At 67.4% G+C, this 18014-nt stretch carries 15 protein-coding genes; all 15 read right to left on the bottom strand.

Translation table 11 applies throughout. From position 1 onward, the window contains the following. Positions 1–9: 9 nt before the first annotated feature. On the bottom strand, positions 10–1788 hold the full coding sequence (gene aspS / locus GYH34_RS10125) for an aspartate--tRNA ligase (RefSeq protein WP_161913468.1): 1779 nt from the start codon (positions 1786–1788) through the stop codon (positions 10–12). Between the two features lie 135 nt (positions 1789–1923). Further along, a complete protein-coding gene (gene lpxC, locus GYH34_RS10120) occupies positions 1924–2844 on the bottom strand; it encodes a UDP-3-O-acyl-N-acetylglucosamine deacetylase (protein WP_244635035.1) in 921 nt (306 codons plus the stop codon). Positions 2845–3061: 217 nt separating this feature from the next. Beyond that, a complete protein-coding gene (gene ftsZ / locus GYH34_RS10115; protein ID WP_161914973.1) occupies positions 3062–4771 on the bottom strand; it encodes a cell division protein FtsZ in 1710 nt (569 codons plus the stop codon). A gap of 97 nt (positions 4772–4868) precedes the next feature. After that, positions 4869–6182: a cell division protein FtsA gene (gene ftsA / locus GYH34_RS10110; protein WP_161913467.1), complete on the bottom strand. Its 1314-nt coding sequence runs from the start codon at positions 6180–6182 to the stop codon at positions 4869–4871. Beyond that, entirely contained in the window at positions 6179–7171 is a 993-nt protein-coding gene (locus tag GYH34_RS10105; protein ID WP_161913466.1) for a cell division protein FtsQ/DivIB, read from the bottom strand. The genes ftsA and GYH34_RS10105 overlap by 4 nt, the downstream gene beginning before the upstream one ends. Continuing rightward, entirely contained in the window at positions 7168–8103 is a 936-nt protein-coding gene (locus GYH34_RS10100) for a D-alanine--D-alanine ligase (protein WP_161913465.1), read from the bottom strand. Before GYH34_RS10100 ends, GYH34_RS10105 begins: the two co-directional genes overlap by 4 nt. 205 nt (positions 8104–8308) lie before the next feature. Beyond that, a complete protein-coding gene (locus GYH34_RS10095; protein WP_161913464.1) occupies positions 8309–8647 on the bottom strand; it encodes a hypothetical protein in 339 nt (112 codons plus the stop codon). 115 nt (positions 8648–8762) lie between these two features. Continuing rightward, entirely contained in the window at positions 8763–9038 is a 276-nt protein-coding gene (locus GYH34_RS10090; protein ID WP_161913463.1) for a hypothetical protein, read from the bottom strand. Positions 9039–9156: 118 nt separating this feature from the next. Next, a complete protein-coding gene (locus GYH34_RS10085; protein WP_244635033.1) occupies positions 9157–10641 on the bottom strand; it encodes a hypothetical protein in 1485 nt (494 codons plus the stop codon). 23 nt (positions 10642–10664) lie between these two features. Next, positions 10665–11591: a UDP-N-acetylmuramate dehydrogenase gene (gene murB, locus GYH34_RS10080; protein ID WP_161913461.1), complete on the bottom strand. Its 927-nt coding sequence runs from the start codon at positions 11589–11591 to the stop codon at positions 10665–10667. A gap of 220 nt (positions 11592–11811) precedes the next feature. After that, entirely contained in the window at positions 11812–13218 is a 1407-nt protein-coding gene (gene murC / locus GYH34_RS10075; RefSeq protein ID WP_161913460.1) for a UDP-N-acetylmuramate--L-alanine ligase, read from the bottom strand. After that, positions 13215–14339 (bottom strand): undecaprenyldiphospho-muramoylpentapeptide beta-N-acetylglucosaminyltransferase, encoded by a 1125-nt coding sequence (gene murG, locus GYH34_RS10070; RefSeq protein WP_161913459.1) that lies wholly within the window; start codon positions 14337–14339, stop codon positions 13215–13217. The genes murC and murG overlap by 4 nt, the downstream gene beginning before the upstream one ends. Continuing rightward, positions 14336–15499, bottom strand: coding sequence for a putative peptidoglycan glycosyltransferase FtsW (locus tag GYH34_RS10065; RefSeq protein WP_161913458.1), 1164 nt, complete (start codon positions 15497–15499; stop codon positions 14336–14338). Before GYH34_RS10065 ends, murG begins: the two co-directional genes overlap by 4 nt. Then, positions 15496–16920, bottom strand: a complete 1425-nt coding sequence (gene murD, locus GYH34_RS10060; protein WP_161913457.1) for a UDP-N-acetylmuramoyl-L-alanine--D-glutamate ligase — start codon at positions 16918–16920, stop codon at positions 15496–15498. Before murD ends, GYH34_RS10065 begins: the two co-directional genes overlap by 4 nt. A gap of 4 nt (positions 16921–16924) precedes the next feature. Next, entirely contained in the window at positions 16925–18007 is a 1083-nt protein-coding gene (gene mraY / locus GYH34_RS10055) for a phospho-N-acetylmuramoyl-pentapeptide-transferase (protein ID WP_142861947.1), read from the bottom strand. Positions 18008–18014: the final 7 nt, after the last annotated feature.

The raw sequence follows: 18014 nt of genomic DNA, 5'->3' as shown, positions 1-18014 counted from the left end.
TTGCGAGATTCAGCCCTTCTCAGGGAGGTTCAGGCGGATGTGCAGCTCGCGCAGCTGCTTGGCCGTCGCCTCGGAGGGCGCGCCCATCAGCAGATCTTCGGCGCGCTGATTCATCGGGAACAGCACCACCTCGCGCAAATTCTCCTCGCCCGCCAGCAGCATCACGATGCGATCGACGCCCGGCGCGATGCCGCCATGCGGCGGGGCGCCATATTGGAAGGCGCGATACATGCCGCCGAATTTCTCGATCAGCACATCCTCGCCATAGCCGGCGATCTCGAAGGCCTTCTTCATAATGTCCGGGCGATGGTTTCGGATCGCGCCCGAGGACAATTCGATGCCGTTGCAGACGATGTCGTATTGATAGGCGAGAAGATCGAGCGGGTCCTTGCCCTCCAACGCCTCCAGGCCGCCCTGCGGCATGGAGAAGGGATTGTGCGAGAAGTCGATCTTCTTGTCGTCCTCATTGTATTCATACATCGGGAAGTCGACGATCCAGCAGAACTCGAAGACATCGGTCTTCGAAAGCCCTAGTTCCGTGCCGACGCGCAGACGCGCGGCGCCGGCGAGCTTGGCCGCCTTCAGTTCCTCGCCGGCCGAGAAGAACAGCGCATCGCCGGCCTTCACGCCGCCCTTGGCGGCGAGCGCGGCCAGCGCCTCCGGCGGAATGAATTTCGCGATCGGCCCCTTGCCGATCAGCGCGCCATTCTCCTCGTCGAAGATAATGTAGCCGAGGCCCGGCGCGCCTTCGGACCGCGCCCAATCATTGAGCTTGTCGAAGAAGCTGCGCGGCTGCGACGCCGCGCCCGGCGCCGGAATGGCGCGCACCACTTTGCCCTTGAATGCCTTGAAGCTCACATCGTCGCGCGCGAATTCTTCGCTCACATCGGCGATGATGAGCGGATTGCGCAGATCCGGCTTGTCGGAGCCATATTTCAGCATGGCGTCGCGGAAGGCGATCTTGGGGAAGACCGGCGTGACGGGCTTGCCGCCGCCGAATTCCTCGAACACGCCGCGCAGCACGGGCTCGACCGAGGCGAACACGTCTTCCTGCGTCACGAAGCTCATTTCGATATCGAGCTGGTAGAACTCGCCGGGGCTGCGGTCGGCGCGGGCGTCCTCGTCGCGGAAGCAGGGCGCGATCTGGAAATAGCGATCGAAGCCCGCCACCATCAGCAGCTGCTTGAACTGCTGCGGCGCCTGCGGCAACGCATAGAATTTGCCGGGATGAATACGCGAAGGCACCAGAAAGTCGCGCGCGCCCTCGGGCGAGGAGGCGGTGAGGATCGGAGTCTGGAACTCGAAGAAGCCTTGGGATTTCATCCGCTGGCGCAGCGAATCGATCACCTGGCCGCGCAGCATGATATTGGCGTGCAGCTTCTCGCGGCGCAGATCCAGGAAGCGGTATTTGAGCCGCGTCTCCTCGGGATAGGGAAGATCGCCGAAGACCGGCAGCGGCAGCTCGGCGGCGGGGCCGAGCACCTCGATCTCGGTGACATAGACCTCGACGAGGCCGGTCGGCATGTCGGGATTTTCTGTGCCGGCGGGGCGCTTGCGCACCTCGCCGTCGAGCCGCGCGACCCATTCGGAGCGCAGCTTCTCCGCGGCCTTGAAGGCCGGCGAATCGGGGTCGACCACGCATTGGGTGAGGCCGTAATGGTCGCGCAGATCGATGAACAGAACCCCGCCGTGGTCGCGAATGCGGTGGCACCAGCCGGAGAGACGGATTTTCTCGCCGGCATGGGCCTCGCGCGGCTCTCCACAATTATGCGAACGATAGCGATGCATTTTGCGTGTCTTTTGTCTCGTAGGGAGGGACGTTTCTAGCCGCGGAGAAGCGCAGGGGGAAGGGCCGGTGTCAAGCCGGAGCGTCGCGCTGCGGGCGCGACCGCCGCGCCATGGCGGACGAACGGAAGCGCAGCCTCAGCCGGACGCGCCCATACGGGCGGCGGGGCGCGAGCGCGGCCGACGCTCGCCGCCGACGATGGCGAAAGCGGAAGGCGTCGCCAGCAGCGTCTCGACCAGAGCGAGATTGAGGCGATGGCCGCCGCGATAGGAGCGGAAAGCGCCGACGATCGGCGCGCCGGCGAGAGCGAGATCGCCGAGCACATCCAGCATTTTGTGACGGACGAACTCGTCGGCGAAGCGCAGTCCCTGCGGATTGAGCGCGCGGCCGTCCGAGAGAACGATGGTGTTGTCCAGCGAGGCGCCGAGCGCCCTGCCCTCGCGCCACAAACGCTCGGCGTCCGACAGAAAGCCGAAGGTGCGGGCGCGGGCGATCTCGGCGCGAAAGCTCGCCGGCGTCAGCCGCATCCGCCGCCGCATGCGGCCGATGGGCGCGGCGGCGTAGGAAATCTCGACATCCATGGAGAAGCCGCCGGCGGGCGCGGGCGAAAGCTCCGCCCAGGCGGCGCCGTCGGCGACGCGCACCGGCGCGCGAATCACAATGGCGCGGCGCGGCGCGGCGAGCGCCACGATTCCGGCCTCGTCGATCGCCGCGACGAAGGCCGCCGCCGAGCCGTCCATCGCCGGAACCTCCGGCCCGTCGACCTCGATGGCGACATTGTCGACCCGAAGGCCGCGCAGCGTCGCCATCAAATGCTCGATCGTCGAGATGGACGCGGCGCCGGAGCCGAGCCGCACGCAAAGATCGGTGGAGGAGACATTGCGCGCCTCGGCGCGCAGCGAATCCACGCCGCCGAGCCGCGTGAAGACGATTCCCGAGCCCGCCTCGGCGGGCGCGAGGAGGAGCCGCGAGGCGAGGCCGCTGTGCGCGCCGACGCCGTCCAGCGCCACGGCGGCGCCGAGCGTCGTCTGCATCCTCGTCGGTCGATGCGACGTCATCGATTTCGTCTCACTCCGGGAAAGCGGATCGGCCCGCCGCACGCGCGCGATGATGCGCGACTGTGGCGGAGCGGCGCCGGGCAGAATAATCCGCGCTGCAGCGGGGCTCCAGTCACGGTTTTTTACAAAATGTTACAGCCGACACGAATGAGAAAAGGCCCGCCGGAGCGGGCCTTTCACAGATTTCGCGATCACGCGGCGCAGGATCGACGAAAGATCAGCTGTTGATCTGACGGCGCAGGAAGGCCGGGATCTCGAGCTGCTCCTCCTCGATCGAGCGGGCCTGCGCGACGCGGCGGCCGTGCGGATCGAGCCCGGCGTGTCCCGCCGGCTGCTGCGGCGCCTGGGGAACCGGGCGCTTTGCATATTCTGCATGCCCCTGGGAGGGCGCGGGAGCCTGGGGGCGCATCTGCGGACGCGGCGCCGCGGCGGCGGCCGGCCCCTGCAGCGCCTCTTCCTGGCGGCTCGCGCCGAAGGAGGCGAGACGCTCCAGCAGCGTGCGGCGGCGCGCGGCCTCCGGCGCCTGGGCGGCGGCGTCGCCGCGCGCCTGGCGATATTGCTCCTGGACCGGACGCGGGAAGTCCTCGATCTGCGGCATGCGCATGCGCGGCAGCTCGGCGGCCGGCGGGATGTAGGGCTCATGCGCCTCCATCATCGGGGCCGGCTGCGGAGCGGGCTCCGGCGCATAGACCGGACGCGCCGCGACCTGCTCCAGATAGACATCGCGCGAAGCGGCGGGCGCCTGCTGCTGCGGCTCGCCGTAATAGGGCGAGGGCTGGCGCTGCTCGATCGGGGCCGGGACGGGCTCGGGCGCATAGGCCTGAGGCGCCGGCTGCGGAGCGGGCTCGGCGATGGTCTGGACAAAGGAGACGCGGCCCTGCGCCGCCACCTGGGCGCGCAGACGCTCGGCCGCCTCCAGCACGCGGGCTTCCGCCGCGGCGGCGTCCTCGGCGGCGGTGGAGGGCAGATCGATGCCCGTCGCCACCACGGACACGCGCACGACGCCCTCGAGCGAGGAGTCGAAGGTCGCGCCGAGGATGATGTTGGCGTCCTCGTCCACCTCCTGGCGGATGCGGCTCGCCGCCTCGTCCACCTCATAGAGGGTGAGGTCGTTGCCGCCGGTGATCGAGATCAAGAGGCCGCGGGCGCCCTTCATCGACACTTCGTCGAGCAGCGGATTGGCGATGGCGGCCTCCGCCGCGAGGCTCGCGCGGCGCTCGCCGGTGGCCTCGCCCGTGCCCATCATCGCCTTGCCCATGCCGCGCATGATCGAGCGCACATCGGCGAAGTCGAGATTGATGAGGCCTTCCTTGACCATGAGATCGGTGACCGAGGCGACGCCCGAATAGAGCACCTGATCGGCCATGGCGAAAGCGTCGGCGAAGGTCGTCTTCTCCGTGGCGATGCGGAAAAGATTCTGATTCGGGATGATGATCAGAGTGTCGACCGACTTCTGCAACTCGGCGATGCCGCCCTCGGCGATGCGCAGGCGGCGCTGGCCCTCGAAATGGAAGGGCTTGGTCACGACGCCGACGGTAAGAATGCCCATCTCGCGCGCGGTGGCGGCGATGACCGGCGCAGCGCCCGTGCCCGTGCCGCCGCCCATGCCGGCGGTGACGAACACCATATGCGCGCCATTGAGGTGCTCGCGGATCTCGTCCTTGGCCTCTTCCGCAGCGGCGCGGCCGACTTCCGGCTGCGCGCCGGCGCCGAGGCCTTCCGTCACCTGCAGGCCCATCTGAATGATGCGCTCGGCGCGCGCCGAGGCGAGCGCCTGCGCGTCGGTGTTGGCGATCAGAAAGTCCACCCCGGAGAGGCCCGACATGATCATATTGTTGACGGCGTTGCCCCCGCCGCCGCCGACGCCGCACACCAAAATGCGGGGCTTCAATTCCCGGAGCTCGGGCGCCTTGAGATTGATCGTCATCGCCAGACCTTTCGACTGATTTTCATGCGACTGCGCGTCGGTTGCCATCCCCGGAGCGTTTCGCCGACGCGCGCCTCGCTCTCCATGCTCGAAATGCTCAGAAACTGTCTCTCAACCACTGTCCGACCCGAGAGATGTACCCATTGGTCCCGGTCCCGCGCGCCTCTGCCTCGCGGCGCGGCTCGAAATATTCGCGCCCCGCGAATTGCGGATAGACGAGCAGGCCGACGGCCGCGGCGAAAGCCGGGCTCCTGGCCGATTCGGGCAGGCCGTCTATGCCGGCCGGCCGGCCGACGCGAACCTGTCCGCCCAGAATGCGGCGCGCCGCCTCCGGCAGGCCCGTGAGCATGCAGGCGCCGCCGGTGAGCACCACGCGCCGCCCCGCATGCGCCGAGAAGCCGGACGCCGCCAGACGGTCGCGCAGGAACTCCAAAGTCTCCTCGACGCGCGGACGAATGATGCGCACGAGATGCGATTTCGGCGCATGCGCCGGATGCTCGCCGCTATCGCCCACATGATCGAAGGCGATCGTCTCGCGATCGTCGGAGGGAGAGGAGATCGCCGCGCCATAGAGCGTCTTCAGACGCTCGGCGTCGCTCAGGCGACAGTCGAGGCCGCGGGCGATATCCATGGTGATGTGATTGCCGCCGAGCGTCACCGCATCGACATGCGCCAGCGCGCCGCCGGCGAAGACGGCGAGCGAGGTGACGCCCGCGCCCATGTCGATGACGATGGCGCCGAGCTCGGCCTCATCGGCCTCCAGCACGGCGAGGCCGGCGACATAAGGCGCCGCGGCGGCGGCTTCTATGCCGAGATGGCAGCGCTCGACGGCGACGAGAAGATTGCGCATCGCCGCCTGATCGCAGCTGGCGACATGGAGATCGACGCCGAGCTCGCCGCCGACCATTCCGGCCGGCTCGCGAATGCCGGGCGTTCCATCCAGCGAGAAGCCGGTGGGCAGCGAATGCATGACCACGCGGCCGCGCTCCATCACATGGGCGGCGGAAGCCTCGAGCACACGATGCACGTCAGAGGGCGCGACGGCGCCCGAGACGACGCGCGTCTTGGCGGCGAAATGCTGCGAAGCGAGGCGCCCGCCGGAAGCGGTGACGACGATGGCGTCGATCTGCGAGCGCGCCATGCGCTCGGCCGCGTCCACCGTGCGGCGCAGCGCGCTCTCGACTTCCTCCATATCGACGATCTGGCCGGCCTTCACGCCGCGCGAGCGCTGATGGCCGATGCCGAGCACGCGCGCGCGATGCGTGCGCCCGCGCGGCGAGCCGTCGCCGACCGGCGTCAGCCGCGCGATGATGCAGGCGATTTTCGACGTGCCGACGTCGAGCACCGCCATGGTCGCGCTGCGGCGGGCGCCGAGCTGCTTCATTCGCGGCGGGAAGAGATGTGGCTTCATGTCTGGCCGCCCTTGTGTGAACCACGCGAACTCGCGGCCGCGCGCGCGGCGGCCGCCTCCTCGGAAAGGCGCGCCGCTACGCGTCCCGGCGCGCGCAAATCTATCGAGATCACATCCTTATCGAGGATCCTGGCCTCACGCTGGAGTCGCTGCAGGACGGCGAGCGCCGCTTCCGGATCCTGCTCGGGGAGCTTGACCTCGACGCCATTGGTCATGTCGAGCGACCAGCGCCGCCCGGAGACGAGAACGCCGGCGCGCACGCGCGATTTGAGATCGCCGGCGGCCTCCAGCAGCCGCATATATTCGTCGAGCCGCTTCTCCGCGCCCTCGCCGACGACGAAGGGCAGGCCCAGAAATCGCTCGTCGCGCATCTCGTCGATGACGACGCCATCCGCGGCGACGACAGAGAGCTTGCCGTCGCGCTGCCAGAGCGCGAAGGGCCGGCGCCCTTCGAGCGCGATGATGAGCCGATCGGGATAGAGCTTCAGCACGCGCGCGCTCTCCACCAGCGGCAGCGCGGTCAGCCGCTCGCGAATCGTCTCGGCGTCGAGAAAGAGAAGCGAATGCGTCGGCTTCACGCCCGAAGCGGCGAGCACGTCGCCCTCGGAGAGCTCGCCGAGCCCGCTGATGGTGACGACCTCGATGGAAAAGCCGAGCGCGCGCGCCACGATATCGCGCGGCGCGCCATTGCGGGCAACAAATTCCGCATAGCCGCCATTATGCGCGACGCCGACGAAGCCGACGCCGCCGAACAGCAGAGCGAGCGCCGCCGTGCCAATTCCCGGCAGAGCGGCGAGCCGCGAGAGACGCCCGCGCTCCGCGTGCGGGGCCGACGCGGGGCGGGAGCGCCGCTCGGCCGGTTGCGAAGAGACAGGGCTTACGTAAGGAGCGGAATAGGCGCCGGGCTGAAGCGAGCCGGCCTGATACGAGCCGGCTTGGATGGGATGCGGATGCGCGACATCGAAGAGAGCCTCGACAGGCTCTCTCAACGATCGCAGGACGCGTCTTCCACCATCCATCTTACGAGCTCGCCAAACGAATATCCGGCATACGCCGCCATTTCGGGAACCAGCGAGGTCTCGGTCATGCCCGGCTGCGTGTTGACCTCCAGCACGACGAGCTCGCCCGTGCCGCCGGGGCGATCGTCGTATCGAAAGTCCGCACGGCTGACGCCACGACAGCCGAGAGCCCGATGAGCCTCGAGGGCCAACTGTTGGACCTCTTGGTAAATATTTTGTTTAAGATTCGCCGGAAGCACGTGTTTCGAGCCGCCTTTCGCGTATTTCGCGTCGAAACCGTAGAACTCCTCCGACACGGGGAGGATTTCGATCACGTCGAGAGCGCGGTCGCCCATCACCGCGCAGGTGAGCTCGCGGCCGTCGACGAAATTCTCCGCCAGCATGAAATCGCCATGGCGCCAATCGGCGGCGGCCAGCTCCTGCGGCGGATGCGAGCGCCCCTCCTTGACGATGAAGACGCCGAAGGACGACCCCTCGCTCACCGGCTTCAGCACGTAAGGCGGCGGCAGCGCGTGTGCCTTGGCCGCTTCGAGACGATGCACAACCCGGCCCCGCGGCACCGGCACGCCGGCCGCCGCCATGACGCTCTTGGCCACATCCTTCTTCATCGCCAGAGAGGAGGCGAGCACGCCGGAATGCGTGTAGGGGATGCGCAAAATCTCCAGCACGCCCTGAATGGCGCCATCCTCGCCGAAGCGTCCATGCAACGCGTTGAAGGCCACATCCGGCGCGAGCTTGGCGAGAACCTCGGCGACGTCGCGGCCGACATCGACGCGGGTGACGCGATAGCCGACGCTCTCCAGCGCCTTTGCGCTCGCCTCGCCCGAGCGCAGCGAGACCTCTCGCTCCGATGAGAATCCGCCCATGAGCACGGCGACGTGAACGGCGACGGGAGCAGTCATGACGCACCTTCGAGTTGTGCGAGGGCTTAGACCCTCGGTTGGATTTGCGAATGAGCCCACGGGGGCGCGGGCGCGCTCCGCCGCCCATCACGACATGCCCAGAGCAGGCCTTCACCGAAATCGGCAGGACTCCGGCCGGAAGAGCGCGCCAGCCCGTGACGACGCCGCCGACGATCGACTCACGCATTGGAGTGGCAGCGCGAAATTAATGCTTCGCTACCATTCCGGCGGTGAAGGCGACTATCTCCTGCCAGCGGAGAATGATTGCGACCATGGCGCCGATGATCGAGACGATCGACGCGATCTTGGCCGTGGTCGGAAGGGCGTTCACACGCCCTTTCAGCTCGCCGAACTCGACCGCGGAAGGAAGGCCAGACACGCGCCCCTTCAGTTCGCCGATATCCGCAGCCAACATCGCCTTCAGATCCTTGAAGTCGGAGGACGTCGGCATTGCGCGGAGAAGCCCCTTGATCTCCGCGGTGTCCTGAAGAACCTTCTTCATATCCGACTCGAGTGTGGTGACACGACGCTCGAGATCGCTCATCCCCTCTCCTCCGCCGCCGCCTCCAGGTCCAGCGCTCGCAGGTCCAGCGCTTGCCTGGGCGATGTTTCTATCATGGGGAGCCGTCGAGCCGCCGACGACGTGCAGACGAGGCTTTTCAGTCATTTTTGTCGACCACCGACACGTTATGTAAGCGCACGAAGCCGCAATGACTACATGTGAGCATATAGCAGTCGTGTCGGACCATCTCCACCGAATACGGGCGGCCAGAATCGTCTGAATGCGCTTTTCCGCGAGAAACGACCGACACCTTCACCAATTGCCGCTCGTTCTCAGCGTCGGATTCGCCGATCCAATTGTTCGTTCCGCAAAAGGGACAGGCGCCGAGGGCGCCCTTCTCCTCGAGCCAATTTTGAAAATCATCTGCTCTCATGGCTCGTCCCCCGTCGAACGCAGTCTGCCAGCACCGCGATCAATTCGCAAATGGGGCTCGGCAACCTCGAGAGGTCCCCGAGCGACAGGGAATTGGTCGGGCGGCGCCTCCCCCGCTCTCACTCCGCCCGCCGCCAAATCTCTATATCCGCCGCCTGTTTCGCGAGCCTGTAACCATCGAGCGCGCCGGCCATTTCTGGGCGCTTCAGCACCCATTCCCGCGTCGCCCGATCTTCGGCGACGATAATGTCCGGCCGCCCCACGCGAATATCCTCGGCCAGCGCGGCGAGATCGGCGCTGCGCCGCGCCTCCAGCCGCTGGCGACGTTCCGGCCCCGCCGTCTCGAGCAGCCGGCCCACGGCCGCTGTGACGAAGAGCGCATTCTGCCGTCCCACCCACTCGCCCGCGAGCCGCCGCGTCAAAGGATGGCCGAAATCGAGCTGGCTGGCGATGGTCGCGATGCGCGGATGCGGCGGCGCGACCGCGGCCACGGCGGCCAGAAGGCCCTCGTGCTCCTCGCGATCGGTCAGCTGCTCGACGATTCCGAAATAGGCCGGCGCGGCGAGCAGCGCCGGCGCGAACAGGAATTTCGTCAGCGCCGCGCGCAGGCCGGCGACCGGGGCCGCGCGGTCGCGCAGAACGAGAAATATCCAGGCGAACAGCAGCAGAACCATCGCCGGATAGGCGTGATTCATCCAGCCCTTCCCCTGCAGCAGAAAGGCCGCGAAGAAGCCGAGAGAGGCGGCGAGCGCGACGACCGACGCCCGGCCGAGGGCGGCCCCGCGCGCCGCGACGAGAAAGCCCGCCAGCAGCGCCAGATAGGCGAGCGCGAGCGAATGCGCGAGAAAATGGGCGAGATCGTCGCGCGCCGGCCCATAGACCTCGAGCGCGAGCGGCAGCGCCTCGCCGACATAGGCCGGAAAAGCGATCAGCGTCGCGCCGGTCACGACGACGGAGGCGAGCGCCGCGGCGCCCAGCTCCGCTCGCAGCAAGGCGCGCACGCTGCGCTCCCGGAGAGCGAGCGCCAGCGCCGGCAGCGCGATGGCGAGGATGAAATGCGGCTTCATCGCCACTGCGAGGCCGCCGCAAATTCCCGCGACGATGCGCGCGAGGCGCGGCGCCGACGCGCGCTCCTCCGCCAGCGCGGCCAGCAGGGGCAGCAGAGCGAGCAGAGCGATATGCTCGCGCTCGGCGAAGACGATCTCCGGCGCGACCAGCAGCAGAAAGATCGCGGCGTTGAGAAGCTGCATCCATTCGCGCCGGTCGCGCGCCGCGCCATGCCGCAGCAGCAGGAACGAAAAGCCGATGGAGCCCACGGCGGCGAGAAAGACCAGCGCCGCGACCAGCGCCTCTGTCGGAAGATGCAGCGCGCGGGCCAGCAGCACGGCCGGCATGAGCGAGAGAAACGCCGCCGGCGGATTGGGATCGCTCACCTCGACATAGGCGACGCGCCCATCGAGCACCTTCTCCGCGAAGGTCGAGAACCAGGAGACGTCGCAATCGATATGGCCGATGAGCTGCTGCGCGACGGCGACAACAGCGAGCGCCGCGCCGAGCAGCGGGCTGGACGAAAGCTGCGCGAGCCCGTCGCTCTCGATGCTCACGCGCGCGCTCTTCTCGAGGACCGTCATGCGAGGGCGAGGCCGATGCGCTTGATCTCCCAGCGCAGCACGACGCCGCTTTTCTCTCGCACGCGCCGCCGCACCTCCTCGCCCAGCGCCTCGACGTCGGCGGCCGTCGCCTGGCCGCGATTGACGAGGAAATTGCAATGCATCTCGCTGACCTGCGCATCGCCGATCACGAGCCCGCGGCAGCCGGCCTCGTCGATCAATTGCCACGCTTTATGGCCCGGCGGATTGGCGAAAGTGGAGCCGCCCGTCTTCTCGCGGATCGGCTGCGAGGCTTCGCGCGCCTGCGTGATGCGCTCCATCTCCGCGAGGATCGTCGCGGGATCGCCCTTGCGGCCCTGATACAGCGCCTGCGTGAAGATCACATCGTCCGGCGCATCGCTATGGCGATAGGAGAAGCCGAGATCGGCGTTGGCGTAGACGCGCGCATTGCCGGAACGATCGACGCCGCGCGCCTCGAGCAGCGTATCCTTGGTCTCGCCGCCATGCGCGCCCGCATTCATGCGCAGCGCGCCGCCGACGCCGCCCGGAATGCCGCGATAGAAAGCGAGACCGTCTATGCCGGCCTCCGCCGCCGCGCGCGCGAGCTTCACGTCGGGAACCGCGGCGCCGACGCGAATGCGCTCGCCTTCTTCCACGGCGATGGCGCCGAAGCCCTTGGCCGTCAGCCGCACCGCCACGCCCGCGACGCCGCCGTCGCGCACGATGAGATTGGAGCCGAGGCCGATGACCGTGACCGAAATCTCGCGCGGCAAACGCGCGAGAAAGTAAGCGAGATCATCCTCGTCCGCCGGCGAGAAGAGAAGCTGCGCCGGTCCGCCGACGCGAAACCAGGTGAGCGGCGCGAGCGGCTCATTGGCGGCGAGACGCCCGCGCAGCTCTGGCATGAGCGCGGCGATCTCGGCCGAGATATCCGGAAAGCTCATCCGCAATCTCCGTGCGCGTCTCCTTCTCCCGCGCGCGGGAGAAGGTGGCCTCGCGAAGCGAGGTCGGATGAGGGTCCGTGCAAATTGCGCGCAACGTGAGAGCAGAGCGAAGCGACGAGACCGGCACTTCTGCGCGGACCCTCATCCGACCCGACTGCGTCGGGCCACCTTCTCCCGCGCGCAGGAGAAGGAGCGCACGTTCTGCATGTCTGCGCTAGCGTCATGGCGCGATCTCCGCGAGCTGTCCCGGCAGCGCATAGGCCCATTTCGTAATGTCGCCGGCGCCGAGAAACACGACATAATCCCCCGGCGCGGCGATCTCGCGGATCAATCCCGGCAGCTCCTGCGGCGAAGCGAAGGCGCTCGCGCGCTCATGCCCTTGCGCAGCGGCGGCGCGCGCCAGCGCGGGGCCGTCGACGCCATCAATCTTGCTCTCGCCGGCCGGATAGACATCGGCGATCAGCGCCACATCGGCGTCGCTGAAACAGCCGGCGAATTGATCGAACAGCGACTGCAAGCGCGTGTAGCGATGCGGCTGCATGATGGCGATCACCTTGCCCTTGGTGGAGGCGCGCGCGGCGCGCAGCACGGCGGCGATCTCGACCGGGTGATGACCGTAATCGTCGAAGATCGAAACGCCCTTCCACTCGCCCGTCTTGGTGAAGCGTCGCTTCACGCCTGCAAAGCGCGCGAGCCCGTCGCGAATCTTGTCTGCGGGAACGCCGAGCCGATGCGCCACCGCAATGGCCGCTGTGGCGTTGAGCGCATTGTGCCGTCCAGCCGCCGGCAGGAGAAGATCATCGAGCCGCGTCTCTGCGCCCGTATCGCGATCGCGCAGCAGCACGGAAAAACGTCCGACGCCGCCGGAAAGATTGAGATCCAGCAGACGCGCCTCGGCCTCCGCGCTCTCGCCATAGGAAATGACGCGGCGATCCTCGACTTGGCCGATGATCTCGCGCGCGGTCGGATGATCGAGGCAGATGGCCGCGAAGCCATAGAATGGCAGATTTTCGATGAAGCTACGAAAGCCCTTCTTCACGCCGTCGAAATCGCCGAAATGATCCAAATGCTCGGGATCGACATTGGTGACGATGGCGACTTCCGCCGGCAGCTTCAAGAATGTGCCGTCGCTCTCGTCGGCTTCCACCACCATCCATTCGCCGGCGCCCGGCCGCGCATTGGTGCCATAGGCGTTGATGATGCCGCCATTCACGACCGTCGGATCGAGACCGCCGGCGTCGAGCAGAGTGGCGACCAGCGAGGTGGTCGTCGTCTTGCCATGCGTGCCGGCGACGGCGACGCAACGCTTGTCGCGCATCAGCTCCGCGAGCATCTCCGCGCGCTTCACCACGGGCAGGCGCTGCGCGCGCGCCGCAACGAGCTCGGGATTGTCGCGCTTGATCGCGCTCGACACGACGACGACGGCGGCTTCGCCCAGCCATTTGGCGTCATGCCCGACATGGACGCGCGCGCCCTTGCCGGCGAGCCGTTGCAGATTGGCGCTGTCGGCGGCGTCCGTGCCCTGCACCTCATAGCCTTGCGCGAGCAGAATTTCGGCGACGCCGGACATTCCGATTCCACCGATGCCGACGAAATGAATGGGGCCGAGACGGCGCGGCATTCTCATATCTGGCTCCCTTGCGCCGGCGCGGCGCGCTCTCTCTTCTGCGCGACGGCGAGCACCAGATCGGCGAGCCGCTCGGCCGCGTCGGTCACGCCGACGCTTTTCGCCGCCTGCGCGCGCCGCTGCAATTCGCCGCTGTCCGCGGCGAGCGCGGCGATGCGTTCGGCGAGCCATTGCGACGTGAAATCGGCCTGGCGCACGACCTCCGCCGCGCCGGATTTCGCCAGCACTGCGGCGTTGGCCGCCTGATCCTGGTCCAACGCATGCGGCAGCGGCACGAGAATGCTGGGCCGCCCGATCGCCGCCAGCTCGGTGACGGTGGAGGCGCCGGCGCGCGCGATCACGAGATGCGCATGCGCGATACGCTCCGGCAGATCGGCGAAGAAAGGCGCGATCTGCGCGACGATTCCGGCGCGCGCATAGGCCATTGTGACGCGCGCGAGATCTTCCTCGCGCGCCTGCTGCGTCAGCTCCATGCGCTCGCGCAATTCCTTCGGCAGAGATTCGAGCGCTGCGGGCACGATATCGGACATCACGCGCGCGCCCTGCGAGCCGCCGGTGACGAGCAGGCGGAGTCTGCCGTCATCGAACCGCGGATAGGGCAGCGAAGCGGCCGTGAGCGCGGCGGGCCGGAGCGGATTGCCGGTGACGACGATCTTTTCCGCGAGCGGATCCGAAACGCCGGAGAGCGGAAAGCCCGACGCGACGCGATCGACGCGGCCGGCGAGAAAAGAATTGGCGCGCCCCATCACCGCATTCGCTTCATGCAGCACTGTGGGAATGCGCAGAAGCGACGCGGCGAAGAGCGGCGGCACGCTGGGATAGCCGCCGAAGCCGACGACCGCGAGCGGGCGAATGCGCCGCAAAAGAAGCAGCGCCTGCGCGGCGCCGACGCCGAGCGTCGCAATCGCCTTCGCCCTGGCGAAGACAGAGCCGCCGCGCGGCGTCGCGGAAGCAATCGTGTGCATGGCGCGCGCGGGAAATTCGCCGCCATAGCGCAAGGCGCGCTCATCGGTGACGAGCTCCACCGCGAGCCCTCGCGCGCGCAGCGCATGCGCCAGCGCCTCGGCCGGAAAGAGATGGCCGCCGGTGCCGCCGGCGGCCAGCAGAACAGGCGCGCTCATGCCGGCGCTCCCATCGGCGCATGGCTCGCATGCTCCGTCTCGACGACGGGCTCTATATGCGGGCGCCGACGCGTGACGGCGAGCAGAAAGCCGAAGCCGAGCGCCAGCGAGATGAGCGACGAGCCGCCATAGGAGATGAAGGGAAGCGTCATGCCCTTCGACGGCATCAGCTGCAGATTGACCGCCATGTTGATGCAGGCCTGCAGGCCGAACAGCATGACGAGGCCGGCGGTGGCGAATCCGCAGAAGGCGTCGTCGTTGCGCGAGGCGGAATAGAGCCCGCGCAGCACGATGAAGCCATAGATCGCGGCGACGCCCATGCAGACGAAGAGGCCGAACTCCTCGCCGATGACGGCGAAGATCGTATCCGTATGCGCATCCGGCAAGATGCGCTTCAGCGTGCCTTCGCCCGGCCCTTTGCCGAACCAGGAGCCGCTGATGAAGCTGTAGAGCGCGGTGTCTGCCTGGAATGTGTCGGCGACGCCCTGCCCCGCCGCTTGCGGATCGAGAAAGCGCGTCACGCGCGCATGGACATGCGGCAGGAATTTATAGGCCGCCACCGCGCCCACGGCGCCCGCGCCGCCGACGCCGAAAATCCAGAACCAGTGAATGCCGGCCATGAACAAGAGCCCCGCCCAGACGAGCGAGATCAGCATGGTCTGGCCGATGTCCGGCTGCAGCACCAGCGGCGCGACAGTGACGGGAAGCAGCGCGATGGCGAGAAGATTGCCGGGAACATCCTTGCGCCTGGCGCCTTCCGAAAACGCCCAGGCCGCCATGATGACGAAGGCCGGCTTCAAAAATTCGGAGGGCTGAATGCCGAAGATCCAGCGCTTGGCGCCCTTCACCTCCTGGCCGAAGAACAGCGTGCCGACGACGAGCGCGAGCGAGACGATCCACAGCACGATCGCCGCGCGGCGCACATGACGCGGCGTGAGAAAGGAGACGCCGATCATCACGAGGATCGCTGGACCGAGATACAGCACCTGCCGATGCACGAAATAGAAGGTGGAGAGATGCAGCCGCTCGGCGACGGGCGGGCTGCCGGCCATGGCGAAGACGAGGCCGCAGACGATGAGCAGCGCGACGCCGGCGAGGAGCCAGCGGTCGATCGTCCAGGCCCAATCCGAGAAGGTGGAACGCTCCGCGCGCGAGATCATGGGGTTTCTCCGGCAATGGGCGCATGCGCATGCAGCTCGCGCGCGAGCAGGCGAAAAGCGTCGCCGCGCGCTTCGAAATTGGCGAATTGATCGTAAGAGGCGCAGGCCGGCGACAGCAGCACCACGGGCTCGCGCGCCGCGCTCAACGCGGCCTCCTCGGCCGCGCGCGCGATCGCCACATCGAGCGTTCCGCATTGCTCATAAGTCACCGCGCCCTCGAGCGTGCGCGCGAAATCCTGCGCCGCCGCGCCGATGAGATAGGCTTTGGCGATGCGCGGGAAGAGCGGACGCAGCGGCTCTATGCCGCCGTCCTTCGCCTTGCCGCCGGCGATCCAGAAAATATCGTCATAGGAGAGCAGAGCCTTCTCCGCGGCGTCGGCGTTGGTGGCTTTCGAGTCGTTGACGAAGACGACGCGTCCGCGACGCCCCACTTCTTCCATGCGATGCGGCAGGCCGGGATAGGTGAGCAGCCCGCGCGCGATTTCCGCGCAGGAGAGTCCGCAGTGCCAAGCGGCGCCGGCGGCGAAGGCGGCGTTCTGCGCATTATGCGCGCCGCGCAATGTGCGTGCGCCCTCGAGATCGCCGAGCGTCTCTGTCTCCTCCGGCGCATGGCCGGCCTCGCGATAGAGCGCCTTGCGATCCTCGATGAAAAAGCCCCAATCGAGCGCGCGCGCGGCGGAGACGGGATAGATGCGCTGGCCTTCGCGGCGCCGCTCGGTCAGCCGCGCGCCGATCGCGTGAGAGAAAGCGTCGTCGACGCCGATCAGCGCGACATCGGCGCCGGCGACGAGACGCTCCTTCACCGCCGCGTAATTCTCCATCGTACCGTGACGGTCGATATGATCCGGCGTCAGATTGATGAGAATGCCGATGGACGGCGCGAGCGAAGGCGTGAGATCGATCTGAAAGGACGAGCATTCGATGACGTGAATGCGCGCCTCGGAGGGCGGCTCGAGATCGAGGATCGGCGTGCCGATATTGCCGCCGAGCTGCACATCCTTACCGGCGCTGCGCAGAAGATGCGCGATCAGCGCCGTCGTCGTCGATTTGCCATTGGTGCCGGTGATGGCGATGAAGGGCGCGCCCGGCGCCTTCGCCTGCCGCTCACGGCAGAAGAGCTCGATGTCGCCGATCACCTCGACGCCCGCCTCGCGCGCGCGCGCGACGGTCCAATGCGGCTCTGGATGCGTCAGCGGCACGCCGGGCGAAAGAATGAGCGCGGAGAACTCGCGCCAATCCGCGCTCGTCAGATCGACGATCTCCACGCCCTGCGCCTGCGCCTTGGCGCGGCCAGGCTCGCCATCGTCCCAGGCGGCGACGCTGGCGCCGCCGGCGATCAATGCGCGCGCCGTCGACAGGCCGGAGCCGCCGAGACCAAAGAGCGCGACCTTGCGCCCTGCGAATGTCGTCGCCGGAGTCATGCGCTCACCTCAGCTTCAGCGAGGAGAGCCCGAGAAGGGCGAGAACGAAGGAGATGATCCAGAAGCGAATGACGATCTGCGGCTCGGTCCAGCCCATCTGCTCGAAGTGATGGTGGATCGGCGCCATGCGGAACACGCGCTTGCCGGTGAGCTTGAAGCTCGCCACCTGCACGATGACGGAGGCGCCCTCGAGCACGAAGAGGCCGCCGATGATGACGAGCACGAACTCCTGCTTGATGGCGACCGATATGGTTCCGAGCAATCCGCCGAGCGCGAGCGAGCCGGTGTCGCCCATGAAGATCTGCGCCGGCGGCGCGTTGAACCACAGAAAGCCGAGGCCGGAGCCGATCAGCGCCGCGCAGACGATGGTCAGCTCGCCCGTGCCGGCGACGTGATTGATTCCGAGATAATCGGAGAAGATCGAATTGCCGACGAGATAGGCGATGATCGCGAAGGCGCCGGCCGCGATCATCGACGGCACGATGGCGAGGCCGTCGAGACCATCGGTGAGATTGACGCAATTGCCCGCCGCCACGATGACGAAGGCGCCGAAGGGAATGAACAGCCAGCCGAGCGAGAAGGCGTAGCCTTTGAGCAGCGGCAGAGCGAGCTTGGACATATTGTCGCCGCCGACCGTCGTGAACGCATAGCAGGCGAGGCCGGCGACCGCGAACTCGAGCGCGAGCCGCGCCTTGCCGGAAAAGCCTTTGTGCGATTGCTTCGTCACCTTCAGATAATCGTCGTAGAAGCCGATCGCGCCGAAGGAGGCCGTCACCAATATGACGATCCACACGTAAGAGTTTTTCAGATTCGCCCAGAGGAGAGTGGCGACGAGCAGACCCGAGAGGATCATCAGCCCGCCCATGGTCGGCGTGCCTTTTTTGGTGAGCAGATGCGAGGCCGGTCCGTCCTCGCGAATGGGCTGGCCCTTGCCCTGCTTGATGCGCAGCGCATCGATGATGGCGGGGCCGAAGAAGAAGACGAAGAACAGCGCCGTCGCCGCCGCGCCGGCGGCGCGGAAGGTGATGTAGCGGAAGAGGTTCAGCGGACCGAAGAGATGCGAGAAGTCCGCGAGCAGCGTCAGCATTCGTCTT

Source organism: Methylosinus sp. C49, assembly GCF_009936375.1.
Lineage (GTDB): Bacteria > Pseudomonadota > Alphaproteobacteria > Rhizobiales > Beijerinckiaceae > Methylosinus.
Note: the sequence above shows the minus strand (reverse complement) of the source record. Positions and strands in the feature narration are given on the sequence as shown.